The organism is Parabacteroides sp. merdae-related_45_40 (assembly GCF_001915675.1).
Genome location: NZ_MNQY01000115.1, coordinates 50,276 through 68,903 on the forward strand (window position 1 = coordinate 50,276; position 18,628 = coordinate 68,903).

Annotated in this window: 17 protein-coding genes; 14 read left to right on the forward strand and 3 right to left on the reverse strand. The window is 43.9% G+C overall.

The window, feature by feature from the left end; translation table 11 throughout:
- The first annotated feature begins 24 nt into the window (after positions 1-24).
- Genes dtd through deoC form a run of 3 tightly spaced genes read left to right on the forward strand, consistent with a single transcriptional unit; the run spans position 25 to position 1,755 of the window.
- Positions 25-477 carry a D-aminoacyl-tRNA deacylase gene (gene dtd / locus BHV83_RS14510; RefSeq protein ID WP_005860440.1) on the forward strand — a complete coding sequence of 151 codons (453 nt, stop codon included), beginning with the start codon at positions 25-27 and terminating at the stop codon, positions 475-477.
- A gap of 2 nt (positions 478-479) precedes the next feature.
- Complete coding sequence (locus BHV83_RS14515; RefSeq protein WP_005860438.1) at positions 480-812, forward strand: nucleotide pyrophosphohydrolase; 333 nt, start codon at positions 480-482, stop codon at positions 810-812.
- 4 nt (positions 813-816) lie between these two features.
- Positions 817-1,755, forward strand: coding sequence for a deoxyribose-phosphate aldolase (deoC, locus tag BHV83_RS14520; protein ID WP_057327042.1), 939 nt, complete (start codon positions 817-819; stop codon positions 1,753-1,755).
- Positions 1,756-1,947: 192 nt separating this feature from the next.
- Here deoC and BHV83_RS14525 read toward each other — a convergent pair whose 3' ends face one another.
- A complete protein-coding gene (locus BHV83_RS14525; protein WP_057327041.1) occupies positions 1,948-2,922 on the reverse strand; it encodes a polyprenyl synthetase family protein in 975 nt (324 codons plus the stop codon).
- Between the two features lie 101 nt (positions 2,923-3,023).
- Here BHV83_RS14525 and polA point away from each other — a divergent pair, with 101 nt between their 5' ends.
- Complete coding sequence (gene polA, locus BHV83_RS14530; protein ID WP_158532667.1) at positions 3,024-5,789, forward strand: DNA polymerase I; 2,766 nt, start codon at positions 3,024-3,026, stop codon at positions 5,787-5,789.
- A gap of 182 nt (positions 5,790-5,971) precedes the next feature.
- On the opposite strand, the gene BHV83_RS14535 is transcribed toward polA, so the two are convergent.
- On the reverse strand, positions 5,972-8,149 hold the full coding sequence (locus tag BHV83_RS14535) for a C10 family peptidase (RefSeq protein ID WP_286757657.1): 2,178 nt from the start codon (positions 8,147-8,149) through the stop codon (positions 5,972-5,974).
- Between the two features lie 216 nt (positions 8,150-8,365).
- On the opposite strand from BHV83_RS14535, the gene BHV83_RS14540 reads away from it, so the two are divergent.
- The 3 genes from BHV83_RS14540 to BHV83_RS14550 all read left to right on the forward strand — a co-directional run bounded on the left by BHV83_RS14540 (position 8,366) and on the right by BHV83_RS14550 (position 11,662).
- Entirely contained in the window at positions 8,366-9,445 is a 1,080-nt protein-coding gene (locus BHV83_RS14540) for an acyltransferase family protein (protein ID WP_048926928.1), read from the forward strand.
- Positions 9,446-9,548: 103 nt separating this feature from the next.
- On the forward strand, positions 9,549-10,652 hold the full coding sequence (gene ychF / locus BHV83_RS14545) for a redox-regulated ATPase YchF (RefSeq protein WP_005863784.1): 1,104 nt from the start codon (positions 9,549-9,551) through the stop codon (positions 10,650-10,652).
- A gap of 95 nt (positions 10,653-10,747) precedes the next feature.
- Positions 10,748-11,662, forward strand: a complete 915-nt coding sequence (locus BHV83_RS14550; protein WP_158533063.1) for a TolB family protein — start codon at positions 10,748-10,750, stop codon at positions 11,660-11,662.
- Here BHV83_RS14550 and BHV83_RS14555 read toward each other — a convergent pair.
- The gene (locus BHV83_RS14555; RefSeq protein WP_158533064.1) at positions 11,654-12,799 is read right to left on the reverse strand and encodes an AraC family transcriptional regulator; all 1,146 of its coding nucleotides are present in this window, start codon (positions 12,797-12,799) and stop codon (positions 11,654-11,656) included. The two genes, BHV83_RS14550 and BHV83_RS14555, sit on opposite strands and share 9 nt — an antisense overlap.
- A gap of 203 nt (positions 12,800-13,002) precedes the next feature.
- Between BHV83_RS14555 and BHV83_RS14560 the strand changes: the two genes are divergently transcribed.
- From BHV83_RS14560 to BHV83_RS14590, 7 genes are all read left to right on the forward strand, one after another.
- Positions 13,003-13,971 carry a fimbrillin family protein gene (locus BHV83_RS14560; protein WP_057329508.1) on the forward strand — a complete coding sequence of 323 codons (969 nt, stop codon included), beginning with the start codon at positions 13,003-13,005 and terminating at the stop codon, positions 13,969-13,971.
- Positions 13,972-14,473: 502 nt separating this feature from the next.
- Positions 14,474-15,421 (forward strand): fimbrillin family protein, encoded by a 948-nt coding sequence (locus tag BHV83_RS14565; RefSeq protein ID WP_121962048.1) that lies wholly within the window; start codon positions 14,474-14,476, stop codon positions 15,419-15,421.
- Between the two features lie 127 nt (positions 15,422-15,548).
- The gene (locus BHV83_RS14570) at positions 15,549-16,004 is read left to right on the forward strand and encodes a DUF4252 domain-containing protein (protein ID WP_005863774.1); all 456 of its coding nucleotides are present in this window, start codon (positions 15,549-15,551) and stop codon (positions 16,002-16,004) included.
- 11 nt (positions 16,005-16,015) lie between these two features.
- Positions 16,016-16,528, forward strand: coding sequence for a GFO_1088 family ECF-type sigma factor (locus tag BHV83_RS14575; protein ID WP_005863772.1), 513 nt, complete (start codon positions 16,016-16,018; stop codon positions 16,526-16,528).
- Positions 16,521-16,913, forward strand: a complete 393-nt coding sequence (locus BHV83_RS14580; protein WP_057329510.1) for a hypothetical protein — start codon at positions 16,521-16,523, stop codon at positions 16,911-16,913. The genes BHV83_RS14575 and BHV83_RS14580 overlap by 8 nt, the downstream gene beginning before the upstream one ends.
- A gap of 4 nt (positions 16,914-16,917) precedes the next feature.
- The gene (locus tag BHV83_RS14585; protein WP_005863769.1) at positions 16,918-17,382 is read left to right on the forward strand and encodes a DUF4252 domain-containing protein; all 465 of its coding nucleotides are present in this window, start codon (positions 16,918-16,920) and stop codon (positions 17,380-17,382) included.
- A gap of 76 nt (positions 17,383-17,458) precedes the next feature.
- Positions 17,459-18,625, forward strand: coding sequence for a DUF4934 domain-containing protein (locus BHV83_RS14590; protein WP_158533065.1), 1,167 nt, complete (start codon positions 17,459-17,461; stop codon positions 18,623-18,625).
- Positions 18,626-18,628 lie beyond the last annotated feature (3 nt).

The window sequence follows — 18,628 nt, forward strand, 5'->3', positions numbered from 1 at the left end:
AAAAGCGAACAAAAAGCGAACAAGATGAGAACAGTTACACAACGTGTGCAGCACGCTTCCGTCACGATAGACGGACAGCTTAAGTCCAAAATTGGAAAGGGGCTATTGGTATTAGTCGGTATCGAGGACAAGGATACGCAAGAAGACATTGAATGGTTGGCAAAAAAGATCACCAACCTACGCATATTTGACGATGAAAACGGGGTCATGAACCGCTCGGTTATCGAAGCGGGAGGCGAGATCATGGTTGTCAGCCAATTTACCTTACACGCCTCTACGAAAAAAGGGAACCGCCCCTCCTACTTAAAAGCGTCTAAACCGGATATCGCCATTCCGATGTATAAAGCTTTTTGCGAAGAGGTAGGGCTTCAACTCGGAAAACCTGTACAAACCGGAACATTCGGAGCTGATATGAAAATTGAACTTTTAAACGACGGGCCGGTTACTATTATTATCGACTCTCAAAATAAAGAATAAGTATGGCAGATATAACTTTACAACAAGCCCAGCAAATGGTAGACTCTTGGATCAAGACCTATGGGGTCCGTTATTTCAATGAGCTTACCAATATGACCATCCTCACCGAGGAAGTGGGCGAGCTAGCCCGGATCATGGCACGTACCTACGGTGAGCAGTCTTTCAAGGAAAGTGACAAACACCGGGATTTAGGCGATGAAATGGCAGATGTCTTATGGGTACTGCTTTGCCTCGCCAACCAGACCGGAGTAGATCTTACCGCCGCTTTCGAGAAGAATCTCCAAAAGAAAACAGACCGAGATAAAGAACGACATATAAACAATCAAAAACTATAAGCATATGGCACATCATCACGATTGCGAATGTGGACATGATCATCATCATGAACATGAACACGAATCAAATTCCGTACAGATAGACCGTTATCATGAAGCTTTCAATAAGTTTGAGCCGGCCCTGCCGGATACCCAGACCACCGAGGCTGTAAACGCTCTTTTAGAGAAACATTTCCAAGAAAACTTTACACCGGAAGTATTGAAAACGATTCATGGTTGCATCGACTTGACCTCATTAACCAGTCTGGATACCAAAGAAAGTATCTGGAAGATGGTAGACACGGTAAATGATTTCGAGGGAACTCGTCCGGATGTCCCGAACGTAGCCGCTATTTGCGTCTATCCCCTATTCGTGGAAACGGTTAAGCAGGCACTTACTGCACAAGAGGTTAAGATCGCGTCGGTTGCCGGAGGTTTTCCATCCTCACAGACATTTACGGAAGTCAAGATCGCCGAAACGGCCATGGCCGTCATGCAAGGAGCCGATGAAATCGACGTTGTCATGAACCTAGGCTATTTCATGGAAGACAATTTCGAGGAACTGACGGAAGAATTACAAGAGATCAAAGAGAGCTGTCGCCACGCCCATTTAAAGGTAATCCTAGAGACCGGAGCTTTAGTCACAGCGGAGAACATCCAAAAGGCATCCATCCTAGCCATGTATTCCGGTGCGGACTTCATCAAGACCTCCACGGGTAAAGGATACCCGGGAGCCACTTTCGAGGCCGCCTATACCATGTGCAAAGCCATCAAAACCTACCATTCCATCACCGGAAACAAGGTTGGCATCAAGATCTCCGGAGGCGTACGCACGGCGGAAGACGCAGTTCGATATTATACGATCGTAAAGGAAATACTGGGCAACGAATGGCTGAACAAGGATTTGTTCCGTATAGGAGCGAGCAGTCTGGTCGGTGATATAGAAAAACGACTCGGGAAATAGTCCATTCTAATTAAACCGGGCGCAGATGACTTAGAATCCTGTGTCCGGTAAGCACTCTCAAAGTAAGTTAACTTACCTTGGCATCGAAGTTAACTGACTTCGTCAAGTAAGTTAACTTCATTGGCTATTGAAGCATACTTACTTTTTTACTAACAAGAGCCATCTCTCTACAACTAATAGATAAAGGAATTTCTATTTGGAGCGAGTCATAATATAATCCGCCAACTGGATCAAGGATATCCGAGCCTCGGATTCCGGAAGCCTCAAAAGAACATCGACCGCCTTATCATGATATTCCTTCATGCGGGCCTCGGCATATTCGATTCCACCATTCGCCTTGGCGAACTCGATCAAGGAATCGACATTCTCCGCCGCGAAATCCTTCCGTAAAATCATATCCAAATAACGGGCGGCCTCCTCTTCCCTACCCTGCCGCAAGGCATATAATAATGGAAGCGTAACCTTACCCTCACGAATGTCATTTCCCGTCGGCTTACCGATATTCGCCTCCTTGAAATAATCAAAGATATCATCCTTGATCTGGAAGCAATACCCCAGATACTCGCCAAACTCACGGCAAAGAGCGATCACCTCCGCAGAGGCGCCCGATGAAATGGCCCCAATCTCCGTGCAAGCGGAAAGCAAGGTAGCCGTCTTCTTCTTGATAACTTGCAGATAACAATTCTCGTCTAAGATACTCTCCTCGGCAGTCTCCAATTGCTTGATCTCACCTTCGGACAAGTCTCTGCCTAAATTAGAGATAATCCCGACAATCCGCAAATCGCCGGTTTGTATGGAACGGATCAAAGCGGTAGAAAGCACATAATCACCGACCAACACGGAAATACGGTTATCGAAGATAGCGTTCAATGAGGGAACGCCACGACGTTGCTTCGTCTCATCGATCACGTCATCGTGAATCAATGTAGCGGTATGCAAAAGCTCCAGCAAAACAGCGGAATTGATCGTGTTATCCGTAACCTGTCCACAGACCTTGGCGGTAAGGAGCACCAATAACGGACGCACATGCTTCCCGGTAGAATTCAGTATAACGTCGATAGCCGATTGTAACCGGGTCGTCTCGCTGCGTAGAGATGCCTCGAAATCCTTATTGAAACGTTCAAATTCAGCGGAAACCGGTTCTTCTATTTTCCTTCTTTCATCCATAATTCCATGCAAAGATTCGCAAAAGTAACAAAAACTATCGAGTAAGCGAGTTTTTTCGTACATTTACCCAGATTTTGTCCCACTAAAACGTGTTAAAAGTAATGAAGTTATTCCTTATAGATGCGTATGCGTTAATTTATCGCTCCTATTACGCCTTCATCAAGAATCCGCGTATCAACTCCAAGGGTGTGAATACCTCCGCCATTTTCGGTTTTATCAACAGTCTGGAGGATGTATTAAAACGTGAGAACCCGACTCATATAGCGGTGGCCTTTGACCCGAAGGGACCGACCTTCCGCCATGAGGCCTTCGAGCAATACAAGGCACAACGGGAAGAGACGCCGGAAGTGATCCGTCAATCCGTCCCTATCATTAAAGAAATCATAGAGGCTTACAATATTCCGATTCTGGAAGTACCCCGCTACGAGGCGGACGATGTGATCGGCACCGTGTCCAAACAGGCGGAGAAGGAAGGCTTCGAGGTGTACATGATGACGCCGGATAAAGATTACGGCCAATTGGTGTCCGAACATATATTTATGTATCGTCCGAAATTCGGAGGCGATTACGAGATCATGGGCGTGCCCGAGGTCTTAAACAAGTACGGCCTCACGAGTACGGAGCAAGTGATCGACTTGCTGGGACTGATGGGCGACGCTTCCGATAATATCCCCGGCTGTCCGGGTGTCGGCGAGAAGACCGCTCAAAAACTACTGACCGAATTCGGAAGTATCGAGAACCTGTTAGCGAACACTGATAAGTTGAAAGGCGCGCAAAAGAAGAAGGTAGAGGAGAACGTCGAGCAAATCCGTTTCTCCAAATTCTTGGCGACGATCAAGACGGATGTCCCTATCGAGTTCGATGCCGCCCGTTGCGTTCGTGAAAAGCCAAACGAAGAGCGGCTGACTGAGATTTACACAGAATTGGAATTTAGAACATTTATTAACAAACTAAGTTCTGAGCCGGTCAAAGCCGCTCCGAAAGGTCCCGTTCAAGGCGATTTGTTCGCGATTTTTACGCCCGAGAGTACGGAAGAGCCCAAAAAATCGATTCTCACGGACTTAAAGTCCACCCCCCATAACTATTATTTAACTGATACAGAGGAAAAACAAGCCGATTTAGCCCGCTTTTTATTGGGTCAAGAATTTTTCGCTTTTGACACGGAAACCGATGGCATCGATCCCTTGAAAGCCGGATTGGTCGGAATGTCGTTCGCCGTGAAAGAAAACGAGGCTTGGTATGTCCCTGTTCCCGCCAACTCAGTAGAGGCGGCGAAAGTAGTGGAACGCTTCTCCCCTGCCCTGCAAAATCCGAAATCATTAAAGATCGGGCAAAACATCAAATTCGATATTTTGGTACTTCGTAAATACAACGTGAAGGTAGCCGGTCCTCTGTTCGATACGATGATCGCCCATTACCTGCTAAATCCGGAATTACGGCACGGAATGGATTACCTAGCGGAGACCTACCTCAAGTACCAGACCGTCCACATCGAGGAACTGATCGGCCCAAAAGGAAAGAACCAGTTATCGATGCGAAACGTACCCGTGGAGCAAATCGCCGAATACGCCGCCGAGGACGCGGACATCACGCTCAAGCTAAAGAATTATTTCGCACCCGAGTTAAAGAAGGAAGGACTGGAATCCCTCTTCACCACGATCGAGATGCCATTAATATATGTATTAGTGGAAATGGAGGCCACCGGCGTCACGCTAGACACGGTAGCGCTCAAGCAATCCTCCGGAGAATTGACCACATCCATGAACAAGCTGGAGCAAGAGGTTTACGAGCTGGCCGGCACGGAATTCAACATCAACTCCACGAAACAGGTCGGCGAGATCCTTTTCGACCGCTTGAAGCTGGACGAGAAAGCGAAGAAGACCAAAACTGGCGGTTACAGTACCAGCGAGGATGTATTGGAGAAACTTCGCAACAAGCATCCCATCATCGGCAAGCTTCTTGAATACCGCGGACTTAAAAAATTATTAAGTACCTATATCGACGCTCTACCCGAGTTGATCAATCCGCAGACCGGAAAGATACATACCTCTTTCAACCAAGCGGTAACATCTACCGGACGCCTCAGCTCTACCAATCCGAACCTGCAAAACATTCCGGTACGGGACGATCTGGGCCGTGAGATCCGTAAGGCATTTATTCCGGACAATACGGATTGCCTCTTCTTCTCGGCCGACTACTCCCAGATCGAGCTTCGTATCATGGCCCACCTGAGCGGTGACCCGCATATGATCGAGGCTTTCCAAAGCGGAGCAGATATCCACGCCGCCACAGCCGCCAAGATCTACGGAATCCCGGTAGAAGAAGTAACCAGCGATATGCGCCGGAAGGCGAAAACCGCCAACTTCGGTATCATTTACGGCATCTCCGTCTTCGGGCTCGCCGAGCGTCTGGGTATCCCTCGTTCTGAGTCCAAGGAACTGATAGACGGTTATTTCAGCACCTACCCCCGCATCAAGGAATACATGGAGGAGAGCATCAAGGTAGCCAAGGAAAAAGGATACGTAGAGACCATTTTCAAGCGCAAGCGTTTCCTTCCGGATATCAACTCACACAACGCCGTCGTACGCGGCTATGCCGAGCGAAACGCGATCAATGCCCCTATCCAAGGGAGCGCCGCCGATATCATCAAACTAGCGATGGTACGCATTTACGAACGCTTTGAGGAAGAGGGATTGAAAAGCAAGATGATCCTCCAAGTACACGATGAGTTAAACTTCAATGTCTACAAAGAGGAAGCCGAGGAGGTAAAGAAAATCGTGCTGGAGGAAATGGAAAACGTCATGAAACTACAAGTCCCCTTAATCGCCGATTGCGGCGAGGGAGAGAACTGGTTGGAGGCGCATTAAAATAATGCCGGAATTCCCCTTAAAAAAACATGTACGTGTTTTCCGAAAAACATGTACGACTTTTTCCAAAAACACGTACGTGTTTTTTTAAGACCATAACAGCCTAAGTAAAAACAACAGGGTGTCCTAAATCGCCGGAAGCTTTTTAGGACACCCTATTTATTAGTGATCAAAAGGAACTCTTATTGCTTATAAATCTTCTTAGAGATTATTCCATCCGCCGTCTTTATACGTAAGATATAATGCCCGGAAGGTATCGACAAGGTAGTCGTATATTGTTTCCGGCTATCTATGGTAGTTCCCCAGACAGACGCGCCGTCGTAAGTATAAAGCATCATATTTTCTATCGCCACATCCGATTGAACCGATAATAGGCCGGAAGCGGAATCAAACGCATATTCCAAATCCGAGACAGACGGCTCGGTAACCTCATTAGAAACCACTAGCGAACCATCGATCTTTAGGCAGAACGTACGATAGCTTTCACGGATATCCGTATACTTGGTTTCCCACAGCTCACTCAAGTCACCTTGGTAAGTAGCCATTACGGCAAGCATATCACCAATACCCCAATCAAACGAGCCACTATAAGATACCGTCTGGCTCTTCCCTGCCGGAATCTCCAGCCAATTATTCACCTCCCAACTGTAATCGTCTATCGAGAGATTAGGATCTCGCACGTAAAGGCCGGCCGTACCTTGGAAATTCGTTTTTTGCTTGTTATAGAAAGTCACCTCAAAGGTAGCGGTCCCACTTTCCGCATCATACTCGACCTTTACAGGATCGGCGGTCAAGCTATTCCGTGCCTGTGAGAAAGAAATAACGCTATCCTTCACATCCAACAAGATATAATCATACGGATGATTTACCGAACGGATCGGACGTAAGATGCTATCTCCTTCCATTCCTCCCAGTACGTACATATACAGAGTAGCCGTAGTATCCGGGATACCTAGGGACTCACAAAGGAAATCTTTCGTTATATAATTACCTAGCTGAAAGTCCGCGATCGTATCTAAAAATGCCGCTTCGCTAACAGGCAACTCCACCGCCTCATTCTCTTCGAAAAAGGCTAATGTATGGACATAGCTCCCATCTTGCCCCAAGTTAAATAGGTTATAAGTAATCGGAAACTTCTCACCAAGCTTGATACTTTCAATATCTTTAGTACCCAAAGAACTGATCGTTAACAACTTCACAGGCTTCGAGTCATCAGACGGTTTGCGGATACCCGTGATCATGGCTTGGCGTTCATTGTAAGTACGTAAATTATCGCCAATCGCACCTAACTCAAAATATCCACTGCCAAACCAGCCCGTATTTAAATGGAAAAGTCCGCTCCGATTATAGCCATCGCAAACAAATGCCCATTTATAGGCCAGATTATTTTCTCCGCTACCTCCTTCATAATAAACCGGACGTTGAGCGGCTAGTTCCGTTTTGAGCAGATCCGTCCATTCTTTTCCGGAAAAGAAGGTCCTATCATACAATTGTATATTCTTATCATATCCAAAATTATTAATGAAAGCCTTCCGTACATCTTCTTTATTAGCCCCCATATCCCATTCATAATTCATATAGGCAGCCGCTCCACAATGAAAAATCAGCGTGGAAACAGCCTCTATCTCATCCCAAGAGGAAGACTCATCAAGAGTAGCAGGCATATTTTCCCAATCATACGTTGTATGCCCAAAATTAGCGGAAACAACCAACGTACTTCCCGGATTCTTATAATTTACGTTACCCATACCGCTTTTCGGATATTGATAATAATTCATGATCTGCGCCATAGCGACACCTTCCCCACCCGCAAAAGTTAGAACATCATTGACAACCGGGCACATCTCATTGTAGGGAGCATCATCCTTCCATTCCGTTTTAATCAAAGGGATCACCGCCTCCGGAAACCGTGAAGAAGCCTCAACACTATCCACCGCTAGAGGCATCCCGGACCGTAACGCCTTTACATAATGGATATACATACGCATAAAATTCTCCATCGTAGCGGACAGACCTTTCTCCGGCAAAGCCCCCTTATCGGATATACCCAATAACTGCTTTCCACGATCTTCTCCGGATACGATTACAAAACCTTGGTTATCCCCTACGTTATACAGGTAAAGCAAGGCATTCTCCACACTCGAGAAACGTAATTTAGAAGGAGCCTCGATGCCTTCCTCCGTCCCTACGTAGGCCAACTTAAACTCAGGAAAAGAACCGGCCCTCAACACCGAGGTATTCTCCATCGAATACTGTTGCTGGGCAATCCGGAGCGCTTCGGCCGAACCTATCGGATCTGCCGAAAGTGTTTGTACACATAGCGTAGCACAAGCTAACAAAGCCAAGTAGACGTGTTTCATTGACATAAAGTTTTGAATGAATATTAAATACTAATACATACAAAGTTATCAAAAGCTTTCAAATTCTTTCTATACATAGGCAAGTCTCTACGCTAATTCATGCAAGAAAATTATGACAAATTAGCCAAAGGATCAGTAAATCTAATAGTATGATGAGAATCTTGTCTAAATTTCCATATTGATTTCCTACATTTACAGACTTAATGTAACGAAATTATGATTAACACTTTAACATCTTTGCGATTTATATTCGCCATGATGGTTTTTGGGGCGCACTGTTATGTAATAGATAATCACTTCGATATCCATTTTTTCAAGGAGGGATTTGTAGGGGTTAGTTTCTTTTTCATGCTAAGCGGTTTTATTATAGCGTACAATTATCAAAAGAAATTTAGTGAGAATAAGATAACCAAACGCACTTTTTGGGTAGCACGCATCGCCCGTATTTATCCCTTACACTCGCTGACCTTATTGATTGCCGTCGCTTTAGGAAACTATGTAATAGCATCGGGAACTATAGATTGGTGCAAGCATTTCCTCGCCTCACTCACATTGACAAACGCCTATATACCAAAAGACAATTACTTTTTTTCATTCAACAGCCCTTCGTGGAGTTTATGTTGTGAACAGCTTTTCTATATTTGTTTTCCTTTCCTTATAGCATTCACGAAAGACTACAGAAAATTACTTAGCACTTTCTTGATTTGCGCGATATTGAGCGTTGTCGGTATGTATTTTACGCCTTTGGAAAGTATAAAAGGATATTGGTATGTTAATCCAATCACCCGACTTCCGGATTTTATAGCCGGGATGCTATTATTTCAATTATACGACCATTTGAAAACTAAAAACATCACCTCCAGCCAAGGAAGTATCATAGAGATCGCGTCAATAGCATTATTCTTAAGTTTCTATCTGTATGCCGCTGAAATCCCCAAAGTATACCGATACTCCTGCTACTACTGGATTCCCATCGCGTTTATCCTAATAAGTTTTTCCCTGCAAAAAGGTATGGTCTCACGACTCCTATCGAACCGCCTCTTAGTGATTGGCGGAGAAATCAGTTACAGTTTCTATTTGATTCATCTTTTTGTACTGCTCTCTTATGCTAAATGGCAAAAAGAAAGCGACTTTCATATAGACTGGTACATCTCGATCCCGCTTCTATTTTGTGTCATAATCCTGTTGAGCCTGTTTTCTTACTACCATTTCGAGAAGCCTATGAACAAACTCGTTAAAACATTATTAAACAAACAATCGATGAGGCAACCGGTTAAGCATGAAGAGAAAGCCTAAGAAAATAACCGTATCAGCCTAAAATTGATTATCTTTGCGAACTCAAAACAAGTCGCTTGGAGCGACTATATAACAGATTGATAATAAAAAATACGATAATAATATGGCATTACAATGTGGCATTGTGGGACTTCCGAACGTAGGAAAGTCTACCCTTTTCAATTGTCTATCCAACGCGAAGGCACAATCAGCGAACTTTCCGTTCTGTACGATCGAACCGAATGTAGGCGTGATCACCGTACCCGACGAGCGACTGAATAAACTAGCGGAAATCGAACATCCGCAGCGAGTGATCCCCACCACCGTAGAGATCGTGGATATCGCCGGATTGGTGAAAGGGGCGAGTAAAGGCGAGGGATTAGGCAATAAGTTCTTGGCTAATATCCGTGAGACAGACGCTATCTTGCACGTATTGCGTTGCTTCGACGACGATAATATCGTACACGTGGACGGACGTGTAGACCCGGTCCGTGATAAGGAGATCATTGACTATGAGCTTCAGATCAAGGATTTGGAAACGATAGACAGCCGTATCGCCAAGGTGCAGAAACAAGCGCAAACCGGAGGTGATAAGCAAGCCAAGATCGCTTACGAGGTACTTTGTAAATACAAAGAGGCTTTAGAACAAGGAAAAAGCGCACGTACCGTTTCTTTTGATACGAAAGACGAGGAACGCATTGCCCACGATTTATTCTTGCTGACGGATAAACCTGTCATGTATGTTTGTAACGTGGATGAGGCTAGCGCCGTAAACGGCAATAAATATGTAGATGCCGTACGCGAGGCGGTTAAAGACGAGGATGCCCAGATTCTAGTAGTCGCCGCTAAGATCGAGAGCGAGATCGCTGAGTTCGATACCTATGAGGAACGCCAGATGTTCTTACAAGAGATTGGATTGGAAGAGTCCGGCGTAAGCCGTTTGATTAAATCGGCTTATAAATTATTGAATCTGCAAACCTTCTTGACCGCCGGACCGGACGAATGTCGTGCGTGGACGTTCCATAAAGGCTGGAAAGCTCCTCAATGCGCCGGTGTTATTCATACGGACTTCGAAAAAGGATTTATCCGTGCCGAGGTGATCAAGTACGAGGATTATATCGCTTATGGCTCCGAGGCTGCTGTTAAAGAGGCCGGAAAGATGAGCGTTGAAGGTAAGGAATATGTTGTGCAAGATGGAGATATCATGCATTTCCGTTTCAATGTATAAAGAGTAATCGAAATAAATTATATCTTTGAAACCGGGTAAAATAGCGTAAAGCTAATTTTACCCGGTTTTCTTATATCCTTTAAATCTATATGTATATGAAACGTTTTCTCAATTCTGTACTTTGTATGTGTATCGCCGCTTTTTGTACGCATGCCCAAAAAAAGAATGTGACTAGTGTGCTGGAAGTGATGGACATTACGACCGGGCAACGTTCCGTTGTCAAGGAATTCCCTTTTTTAATCGAGGCACCTAACTGGACTCCGGATGGCAATTGGCTTGTATATAATAGTGGAGGAAAATTATATAAGCTCTCTCCGGAATCTCCGGGCGAGCCGCAATTAATCAATAGCGACTATGCGACCCGTTGCAACAACGACCATGTGATCTCCGCAGATGGCAAACAAATAGCGATCAGTAACGGAACGAAAGAAGATGGCCGGTCGCGTGTCTATACCCTGCCTTTCGAAGGAGGTGTTCCCCGGTTGATTACCCCACTCGGTCCTAGCTACCTACACGGGTGGAGCCCCGACGGAAAACAACTCGCTTATTGCGCTGAAAGAAACGGTAATTTTGATGTTTACGTCATTCCTTCCCTAGGCGGAGAAGAAAAACGTCTTACGACAGCCGAAGGTTTGGACGATGGCCCCGAATACTCACCTTGCGGACAATATATCTGGTTCAACTCCGTACGTACCGGGCTTATGCAAGTCTGGCGCATGAAAGCGGATGGTTCCGAACAAACCCAAATGACATTCGATGAGACCCGTAATTCTTGGTTTCCCCACATCTCTCCGGATGGAAAACAAATCGTTTTCATCACCTATACAAAAGGAGATCTGGAACCCGGACAGCACCTCGCCAATAAAAACGTAGAGTTACGCCTTATGCCGGCCGAGGGCGGAGAACCTAAGACTTTAGTCAAACTATTCGGCGGCCAAGGTACCATAAACGTAAACTCTTGGGCACCTGATAGCAAGCGATTCGCTTTCGTCAGCTACCGGTTAAATTGACTCGTTCCCGTCTCTCCTGTATTCGGAAGGAATAACCCCCGTCTGCTTGATAAACGCACGACGGAACGTACTGATAGAATGGAAGCCCGAACGTTCGGCTATCTCTTGTATACTGGCCAGAGGTTCGGCTTCCAATAGACGTTTACTTTCCTCTACCCTGAAATGGTTTACGTAATCCGAGAAGGAACAACCTAGTTCTTTATTAAACAATTGGGATAGATAAGAACGGCTCATCGGGAAGATCCGCTGTAAATCCGTTAAGCGCAAATCTTCCCGTAGATAGGGCTTTTCACGTTCAAACCACGCCTGTACTTCCTCAACATACCTTTGGCGTATGATGCCTTTCTGTTCCTCACTACCTTGATCATCATCCGTATCCTCCTCCAAATCGGGTAATCCCCATCCGCTCTCGAATGTGTAATCCAAATGGATAACCTTTAGGAACAAGGCCTTATAAAAGAAATAGTACCATAAAACCAATAAAAACGTTTTGTCGATTACATATAGGCTAACCCGATCCGTAAACAACAATACCAAATAAAAAATATACATAGAAGAAAGGATCAGCATAGTCTTTTTCAACCAGTCCAGATCATAATCTTCCGGGTCCGATACATTTTCCCTTAAATACACCTTAAATCCCTCACTATAGCGCAAGATCAGATAAATAGGAACGATCATATACAGAAGCGTGAAAAATAAAATCAAAAGCCTTATAACCACATCCAGATTCAAGGTATCGAATACCTCGCCAAAAGAGTTATAACGATGAACATTTCCACCGGATAGCCGGTAAATCAAAAAAGAAATACCCAATACCCATATCGGACTGGTAAAAATAAAGAAACGGCGAACGGTCATATAGCAAGGTCGTAACACTTCTATCACGTAACAAGCCAATGTAGCTACTACAATACATCCCATAATCAGCACATCCGGATGAAATATCTCTTTTGAATCCTCTAAATACAGGTTAACCGATACTCGTACCGCCGCTAGAAACGCCCATAATAACATACTCCACCCCAAAATCTGTTTTGCCCTATTCTCACGGGCCCGTAGTAGCAGGGTAATACCACCAAAAACACAAAAGCCTAATATCTGTAAGCTTAGTAGAAACTGAATTTTATCCAACATAATAACACTACCTCCTATCTATTAAACAATACGCCCCCCGAATGTTCTTTTTGACCCCTCAGTTAACAATATGAACGCCTTAGACAATTTGAACGATCTAATTTTATACGATTTCACCGACGTTTTAGACCGTATGCACCTCCCTTTCCCCTTAACCACCCGATATTTGCATCCAGAAGTTTCACACAAAAATAAGTAAAATAATGAGAAATTTAGTACTCTTTACCAGTATGATTTTAAGCTTTTGGGGTTGCTCCAACGACAAAGACTTCGGAGGTCTTGAGAATATCGGCTGGAATGAAAAACCACTCCAAATAACGACTCGTATCCTAACTACAAAATCCACCAATTTTATACAAGAATTTAAAGAAGGCTCTATGCTCGGACTACAAATCACGTCCGGTACAGTCGACGATTTATACAATGGCATATCCACTTATAAAAACGTAAGCGTAAAAGCTTATAGAGTGAATGGAAAAATCCGGTGGCAACAGAGTCCGGAAGTGATCCTCGACTCTAATGAAGCTACGATATACGCATATTATCCATATCAAGAAGATATAAATTTTAACGCCCGGCAGATACCTGTTAAACTGGCCCCGAACGCATTGGAGACCGATGATTATATGTATGGAACCCATGCGATCGGACAAAAAGCGGTCAACAGTACCTCGCCACTTGTATTACTCAGCATGAATCATGCCCTATCGCTTATATCTTTCCAGCTGAACCTAAGCAAAGGCAAGACAGGTGCCTTTATTATAAGTTCCGTTCAAATAGGAAATAAGCCCGGTGGAACAACTTTAGTCAGCGAAGGAACCCTCGATATCACGACGGGCGATATCATCGGTTCTACCGCCCGTAGCACGTCCGCATCCACGGTATTATCCTTGACGAATCCGGTTACCCTCATCAACGAGAAATATTGTGATCCTATGCGGCTCATGGTAATTCCACCTTCCGGCACGATCGGAACCGGAGACGTGGAGACCTTATTTACGATCAACGGAGAAACCTACAAATTTGACATACCCGCTAACACCCAATGGGAAAAAGGGAAAAAATATTTATATAAGCTAAGCTTTAACGGAAGGTCGTTACAATTGCGAGACGTCTCTATCACAGACTGGTTACCGGGTAACGACGAAGGATTGATTGGCAATATCATGTAAGTTTTTTATGTTGTGGTTATTAAGGTGTAATGCCGTGGCAAGCTTTGATCCGTTTGCCACCGGCAACTACACTGAAAATAACAATTGGCTCTATCATTCCGGCGAATTAGACCATCGGCGTCACTACCCGTACGATGTGTTTTTCATTCAGCCGACTCTATATATTCTCTCAATAAGAGAAACAACGGGTCTCGTCCAAATACCCTTTTACATTCAAGGGCTATCATTCCCTCTCAACTTATCGCCAAAAACACTCTTCTATTTGACTATTACAAGGACGAGACCCGTTTAATAATATCTTTATATCTCTTGGATATATTGATTATTATAGTATACAATAAAGCAGGTTACTTTGCGTATTAAGAGGATAAAACAATCGTTACTATATAATATATAAAAATATCATTTTATAACAGGAATGATAATTAATAGTAATAGAATAATAAACTATATTGGCTCAAATGTTTATTGTTTGAAAGGTTCCATTAAAACATCAGACAAAATGAACAAATTATTATTAATTACTATCTTGTTAATCATCTTTACCGGATGTCATGAAAATCAACAGTGGATGTCCAAAGAGAAATCAACCGCACGAAAGTCGGTTCTTGAAATGACCACCCGGTCCTATACAGCAGGTTCTTCAGTATTCACCGAAATTCTGCCCGAAGGGTCCGAAATAGGATTATTTATAACCTATGGTAATCAAGACAGTTTATATAAAGGCGCATCTCTTTATAAAAACGTAAAATCAAAGGCTGTAGGCTCATCAAAAGGTTCTTTAAAATGGAAACAAACACCGCAGGTATTCCTCAGATCTAATCGACCAGTCATGATCTACGCTTACTCTCCTTATAAAGTACAAATACCGTTAGATCCCACCTCCATACCGATCAAAATATCCCCAATCGCGGCGGAAACCCCCTTTTATAAATATGGGAGGCTCTCGCAAGGTCAAAAAGAGGTTAACCGTAAATCTCCGCTCGCGAAACTCTCCATGAATTATGCGTTATCACTTCTCTCATTCGAAATATATCAAGATTCGAACATTAACGGGCTATTCAAGCTAACCTCCATACAGATCGGTAACCGTGCGGGAGGTAATACCTTGCAGTATACCGGCACAATGGATATCGTAACCGGAAATATCAAAGGAACTCCCGGGGCACACAAGGCCACTTTACTTACAATAGATCCATCCGTAACTTTACGACACGCAAAAGCGGAGGAGCAAAATATCCGTATAGTCCCTACCTACTCCCCTATCCGGGAAAAAGAAGTTGAGGCGATCTTTACGATCAATGGGAAGACTTACAAATACATCATTCCGGAAGGCACCTGTTGGAATAAAGGATATAAATACTCATACAAATTCTACTTCGATGGTAAGGAGATTAAGTTTCACGACTTAGTTGCCTGCATTTGGATACCTAAGTTGAATAAAAAATAATTCTTTTTTTGCCTATTTTTGTAACAAACAAATCCCTTATCCCGTCTTCTTTGTGAAAGCCCCCACTCTAAGGCGCACGGACGAAGGGCGATCCAAAAACATAGTATTAACGAAAAAGTCAATTACAATGAAAAGATTACTAGCGTTACTGGCCATCCTCCTTATCAGCCAAGTAGGATACGGGCAGCAGAAGATGGATCAATTATTCAATGCTTTCCGGGGTGAAAGCGATGTTACTTCCGTAAATATCGGAAACATAACGATGAAGCTAGCCAGCCTGTTCACCGAGACAATGGGAGTAAACGGTATAGAGATCCTTGAATTTGATAATTGTGCCCAAGAGGTGAAAGACCGACTGTCTACCGCCATACGGAACCTGAGAGATCCTGATTACGAGACGATGGTCACGGCAAATGAAAGGGACAGTCGCACGAAAGTTCTTGTCAAAATAAAAGAGGATATGATCCGTGAACTGGTCATATTCACGACAGGAAGCGACAATGCGTTAATCCGTATCAAAGGAAAGATCAGCCCGTCCGATCTAGACCGGGTAATCAATGAGCACAAAACTGGAAATCATTAAGGGCGATACCGATGGACGTTGATGTTTTTAAACAACGGTTCCTACCCTTTCATCCTAAACTCTATCGAATCGCTTATGCCTTATTAGACAATAAAGCGGATGCGGAAGACATACTTCAAGATGCCTATTGCAAATTATGGAATAAAAGGGATGAGCTGGGAGATATCCAGAATCCGGAAGCATTTTCCATAACATTGGTCAAGAATCTTTGTCTGGATTTCCTGCGCTCGCCTAAAGCAAGCCGAAGAGACAATGAAGAGGCATTGGAGACCGTTCTATTAACGACCGACTCCTCGCCGGAAAAGGAACTGGAAGAAAAGGAGGATATCCGGCATATACAGGAACTGATCGAGCAGCTTCCCGAGAACCAGAGGCAGGTAATCCGCCTGCGTGGTATTGAGGATTGCTCCTATGAGGACATTGAACAGATTACGGGGCTTAGCTCCTCTAATATACGAACATTACTTTCCCGGGCACGCAAATTGATCCGGGAGAAACTAGAAAAAGCAAGTTGTCATGGATGATAAAAGGATAGATGAACTAATAAACAAGGCACTCCAAGAGGATTTAGCCTTACCGGAGGGACTTTCCGAAAGGCTGGAACGACGAATCGACTTCCTAGCCCAAGAAGAGGTATCTCCCCGAGTATCACGAAGACGTTCCTTCTATTGGATAAGCGGAATCGCCGCCGCTATTCTCGGCGCCCTATTCCTCATCTTCACGGAGACAAATCGTCCGGCTCCCATTATGGCCGATACCTTTACCGATCCTGAAGAGGCAGCTGTCGTAGCCCAAAATGCCTTGGCGTTCATGTCTAGGAATTTAAACAAAGGTCTCGGGCAGGTCAATGAAGCCGGTCAAGAGATCACAAAAATAAACAAGATCGTAAATAAACATTTAAATGATTAATACAATGAGACTCAAATATCTATATACAATACTGCTTCTCTGTTGCGTGAATATCTGTTTTGCCCAGAACAAGCTTTTCGACAAATATGCGGATATGGATGATGTTACTTCCGTATATATCTCCAAGAAGATGTTTCAGATGATGCCGGTCATGGAAACCGCCGGACTCAACCTTGCCAACCTGAAAGGGAAAATAGAATCCCTGCAAATACTCACCACCCAAAAAGCGGATTTGAGGGAACGAATGCGAGGGGAGTTTAAAGCCTTGATCGGAAAGGACCATGAGGAACTCATGCGAGTAAAAGACGGAAAGACCAAAGCCAATTTCTACGTCAAGCAACAAGGAGAACTGATACAGGAGTTGATCATGATAGCCGACATGGACGACGGGGGCTTCAGCGTCATGCAATTGTTAGGGCGTTTTACGCTCCAAGATGTGCAGGAAATTACCAGTGAGATCAACAAATAATTAGGATAATTTTGTGAAAACCATCGGCTTTTTATAGTATCTTCACCACCATAAGTTAAACAAAAATCATACGCGTATGAAAAGATTCATTTTTACAGGGATAATCATCCTGTTTGTAATGGCTGGATGTGGAGGCGACCATTCATCGACCGATGGTCTTATAACCGTGGATGTAAACGATAGTTATTCAACCAAAAAAGAGTTGGTCCTTCAAGACTTCATGGATGTGGAGTATATTCCGCTGGAAACAAACGATGAGTTTATCAATCGGGCATGCGTGCAGGCGGTTGGCGAGAAATACATAATCGTGACAAACTTTTACGATGATGGCAATATTTTCGTATATGGCCGGAACGGAAAAGCTATTCGCAAAATAAATCGCAAGGGACAAGGTGGAGAAGAATACGTGTCTATGAGATCGGTTTCGTTAGATGAAGAAAACGAAGAGATTTTCGTAAATGATTTTCATGCGAAAAAGATAAGGGTTTATGATTTGGAAGGAAATTTCAAACGAAGTCTGAATCAAAGAAGCGAGAAAAGTTCGTTTTACGTGGAAATGCTTGATTATGACAAGAACAACTTGATTTGCTATGATAAGTTTAATTTTGAGGTACCGTTCTTGCTTGTGTCGAAGCAAGATGGAAGTATAACGAAAGAAATCACGGTTCCATATAAAGAGAAGCAATTATTCCATATCGTTGAAAGACTTTATGATAAAGGAGAAACAAGAGCAGCTGGACCAGGTCCGTATAACAGTATAATTCCTTTTAAGGGTAATTGGATTCTATTTGAGGCCTCTGCAGATACGGTCTACACCTTAATGCCTGATTACAGTTTGCGCCCGCTTATCGCACGAACACCCCCTATCCACACCATGGACCCGGGCGTTTTCGTCGTTTTAAGATTGATTTCCGATCGTTATTATTTCATGGAAAGCGTAACGAATATATATGATTTTAACACAGGAGAAGGTTTCCCGAGAAAGTACTTCGCATACGATACGCAAGAAAAGAAATTTTTCAACTATATCACATACAACGATGATTATTCTTATAAGAAAGAAATCTATATGGTGACATTTCCTCCCATCAATTCAAAAGGCGAATTGTGTTCTACCATCAATGCTTCCGATCTTTGCCAGGACTATAAAAGGGGAAAGCTGAAAGGCAAACTAAAAGAGGTAGCCGCGACATTGGAAGAGGATGACAACCGGGTGGTAGTGTTGGTGAGACCTAAAAAGTAAACG

Bases quoted from the DNA above. Each gene is read 5' to 3' on its own strand.
- deoC (WP_057327042.1), top strand. From the start codon at position 817: ATGGCACATCATCACGATTGCGAATGTGGACATGATCATCATCATGAA.
- BHV83_RS14585 (WP_005863769.1), top strand. From the start codon at position 16,918: ATGAGACTCAAATATCTATATACAATACTGCTTCTCTGTTGCGTGAAT.
- BHV83_RS14560 (WP_057329508.1), top strand. From the start codon at position 13,003: ATGAGAAATTTAGTACTCTTTACCAGTATGATTTTAAGCTTTTGGGGT.
- BHV83_RS14540 (WP_048926928.1), top strand. From the start codon at position 8,366: ATGATTAACACTTTAACATCTTTGCGATTTATATTCGCCATGATGGTT.
- BHV83_RS14555 (WP_158533064.1), bottom strand. From the start codon at position 12,799: ATGTTGGATAAAATTCAGTTTCTACTAAGCTTACAGATATTAGGCTTT.
- BHV83_RS14550 (WP_158533063.1), top strand. From the start codon at position 10,748: ATGAAACGTTTTCTCAATTCTGTACTTTGTATGTGTATCGCCGCTTTT.
- ychF (WP_005863784.1), top strand. From the start codon at position 9,549: ATGGCATTACAATGTGGCATTGTGGGACTTCCGAACGTAGGAAAGTCT.
- polA (WP_158532667.1), top strand. From the start codon at position 3,024: ATGAAGTTATTCCTTATAGATGCGTATGCGTTAATTTATCGCTCCTAT.
- BHV83_RS14525 (WP_057327041.1), bottom strand. From the start codon at position 2,922: ATGGATGAAAGAAGGAAAATAGAAGAACCGGTTTCCGCTGAATTTGAA.
- BHV83_RS14590 (WP_158533065.1), top strand. From the start codon at position 17,459: ATGAAAAGATTCATTTTTACAGGGATAATCATCCTGTTTGTAATGGCT.
- dtd (WP_005860440.1), top strand. From the start codon at position 25: ATGAGAACAGTTACACAACGTGTGCAGCACGCTTCCGTCACGATAGAC.
- BHV83_RS14565 (WP_121962048.1), top strand. From the start codon at position 14,474: ATGAACAAATTATTATTAATTACTATCTTGTTAATCATCTTTACCGGA.
- BHV83_RS14570 (WP_005863774.1), top strand. From the start codon at position 15,549: ATGAAAAGATTACTAGCGTTACTGGCCATCCTCCTTATCAGCCAAGTA.
- BHV83_RS14575 (WP_005863772.1), top strand. From the start codon at position 16,016: ATGGACGTTGATGTTTTTAAACAACGGTTCCTACCCTTTCATCCTAAA.
- BHV83_RS14535 (WP_286757657.1), bottom strand. From the start codon at position 8,149: ATGAAACACGTCTACTTGGCTTTGTTAGCTTGTGCTACGCTATGTGTA.
- BHV83_RS14580 (WP_057329510.1), top strand. From the start codon at position 16,521: ATGGATGATAAAAGGATAGATGAACTAATAAACAAGGCACTCCAAGAG.
- BHV83_RS14515 (WP_005860438.1), top strand. From the start codon at position 480: ATGGCAGATATAACTTTACAACAAGCCCAGCAAATGGTAGACTCTTGG.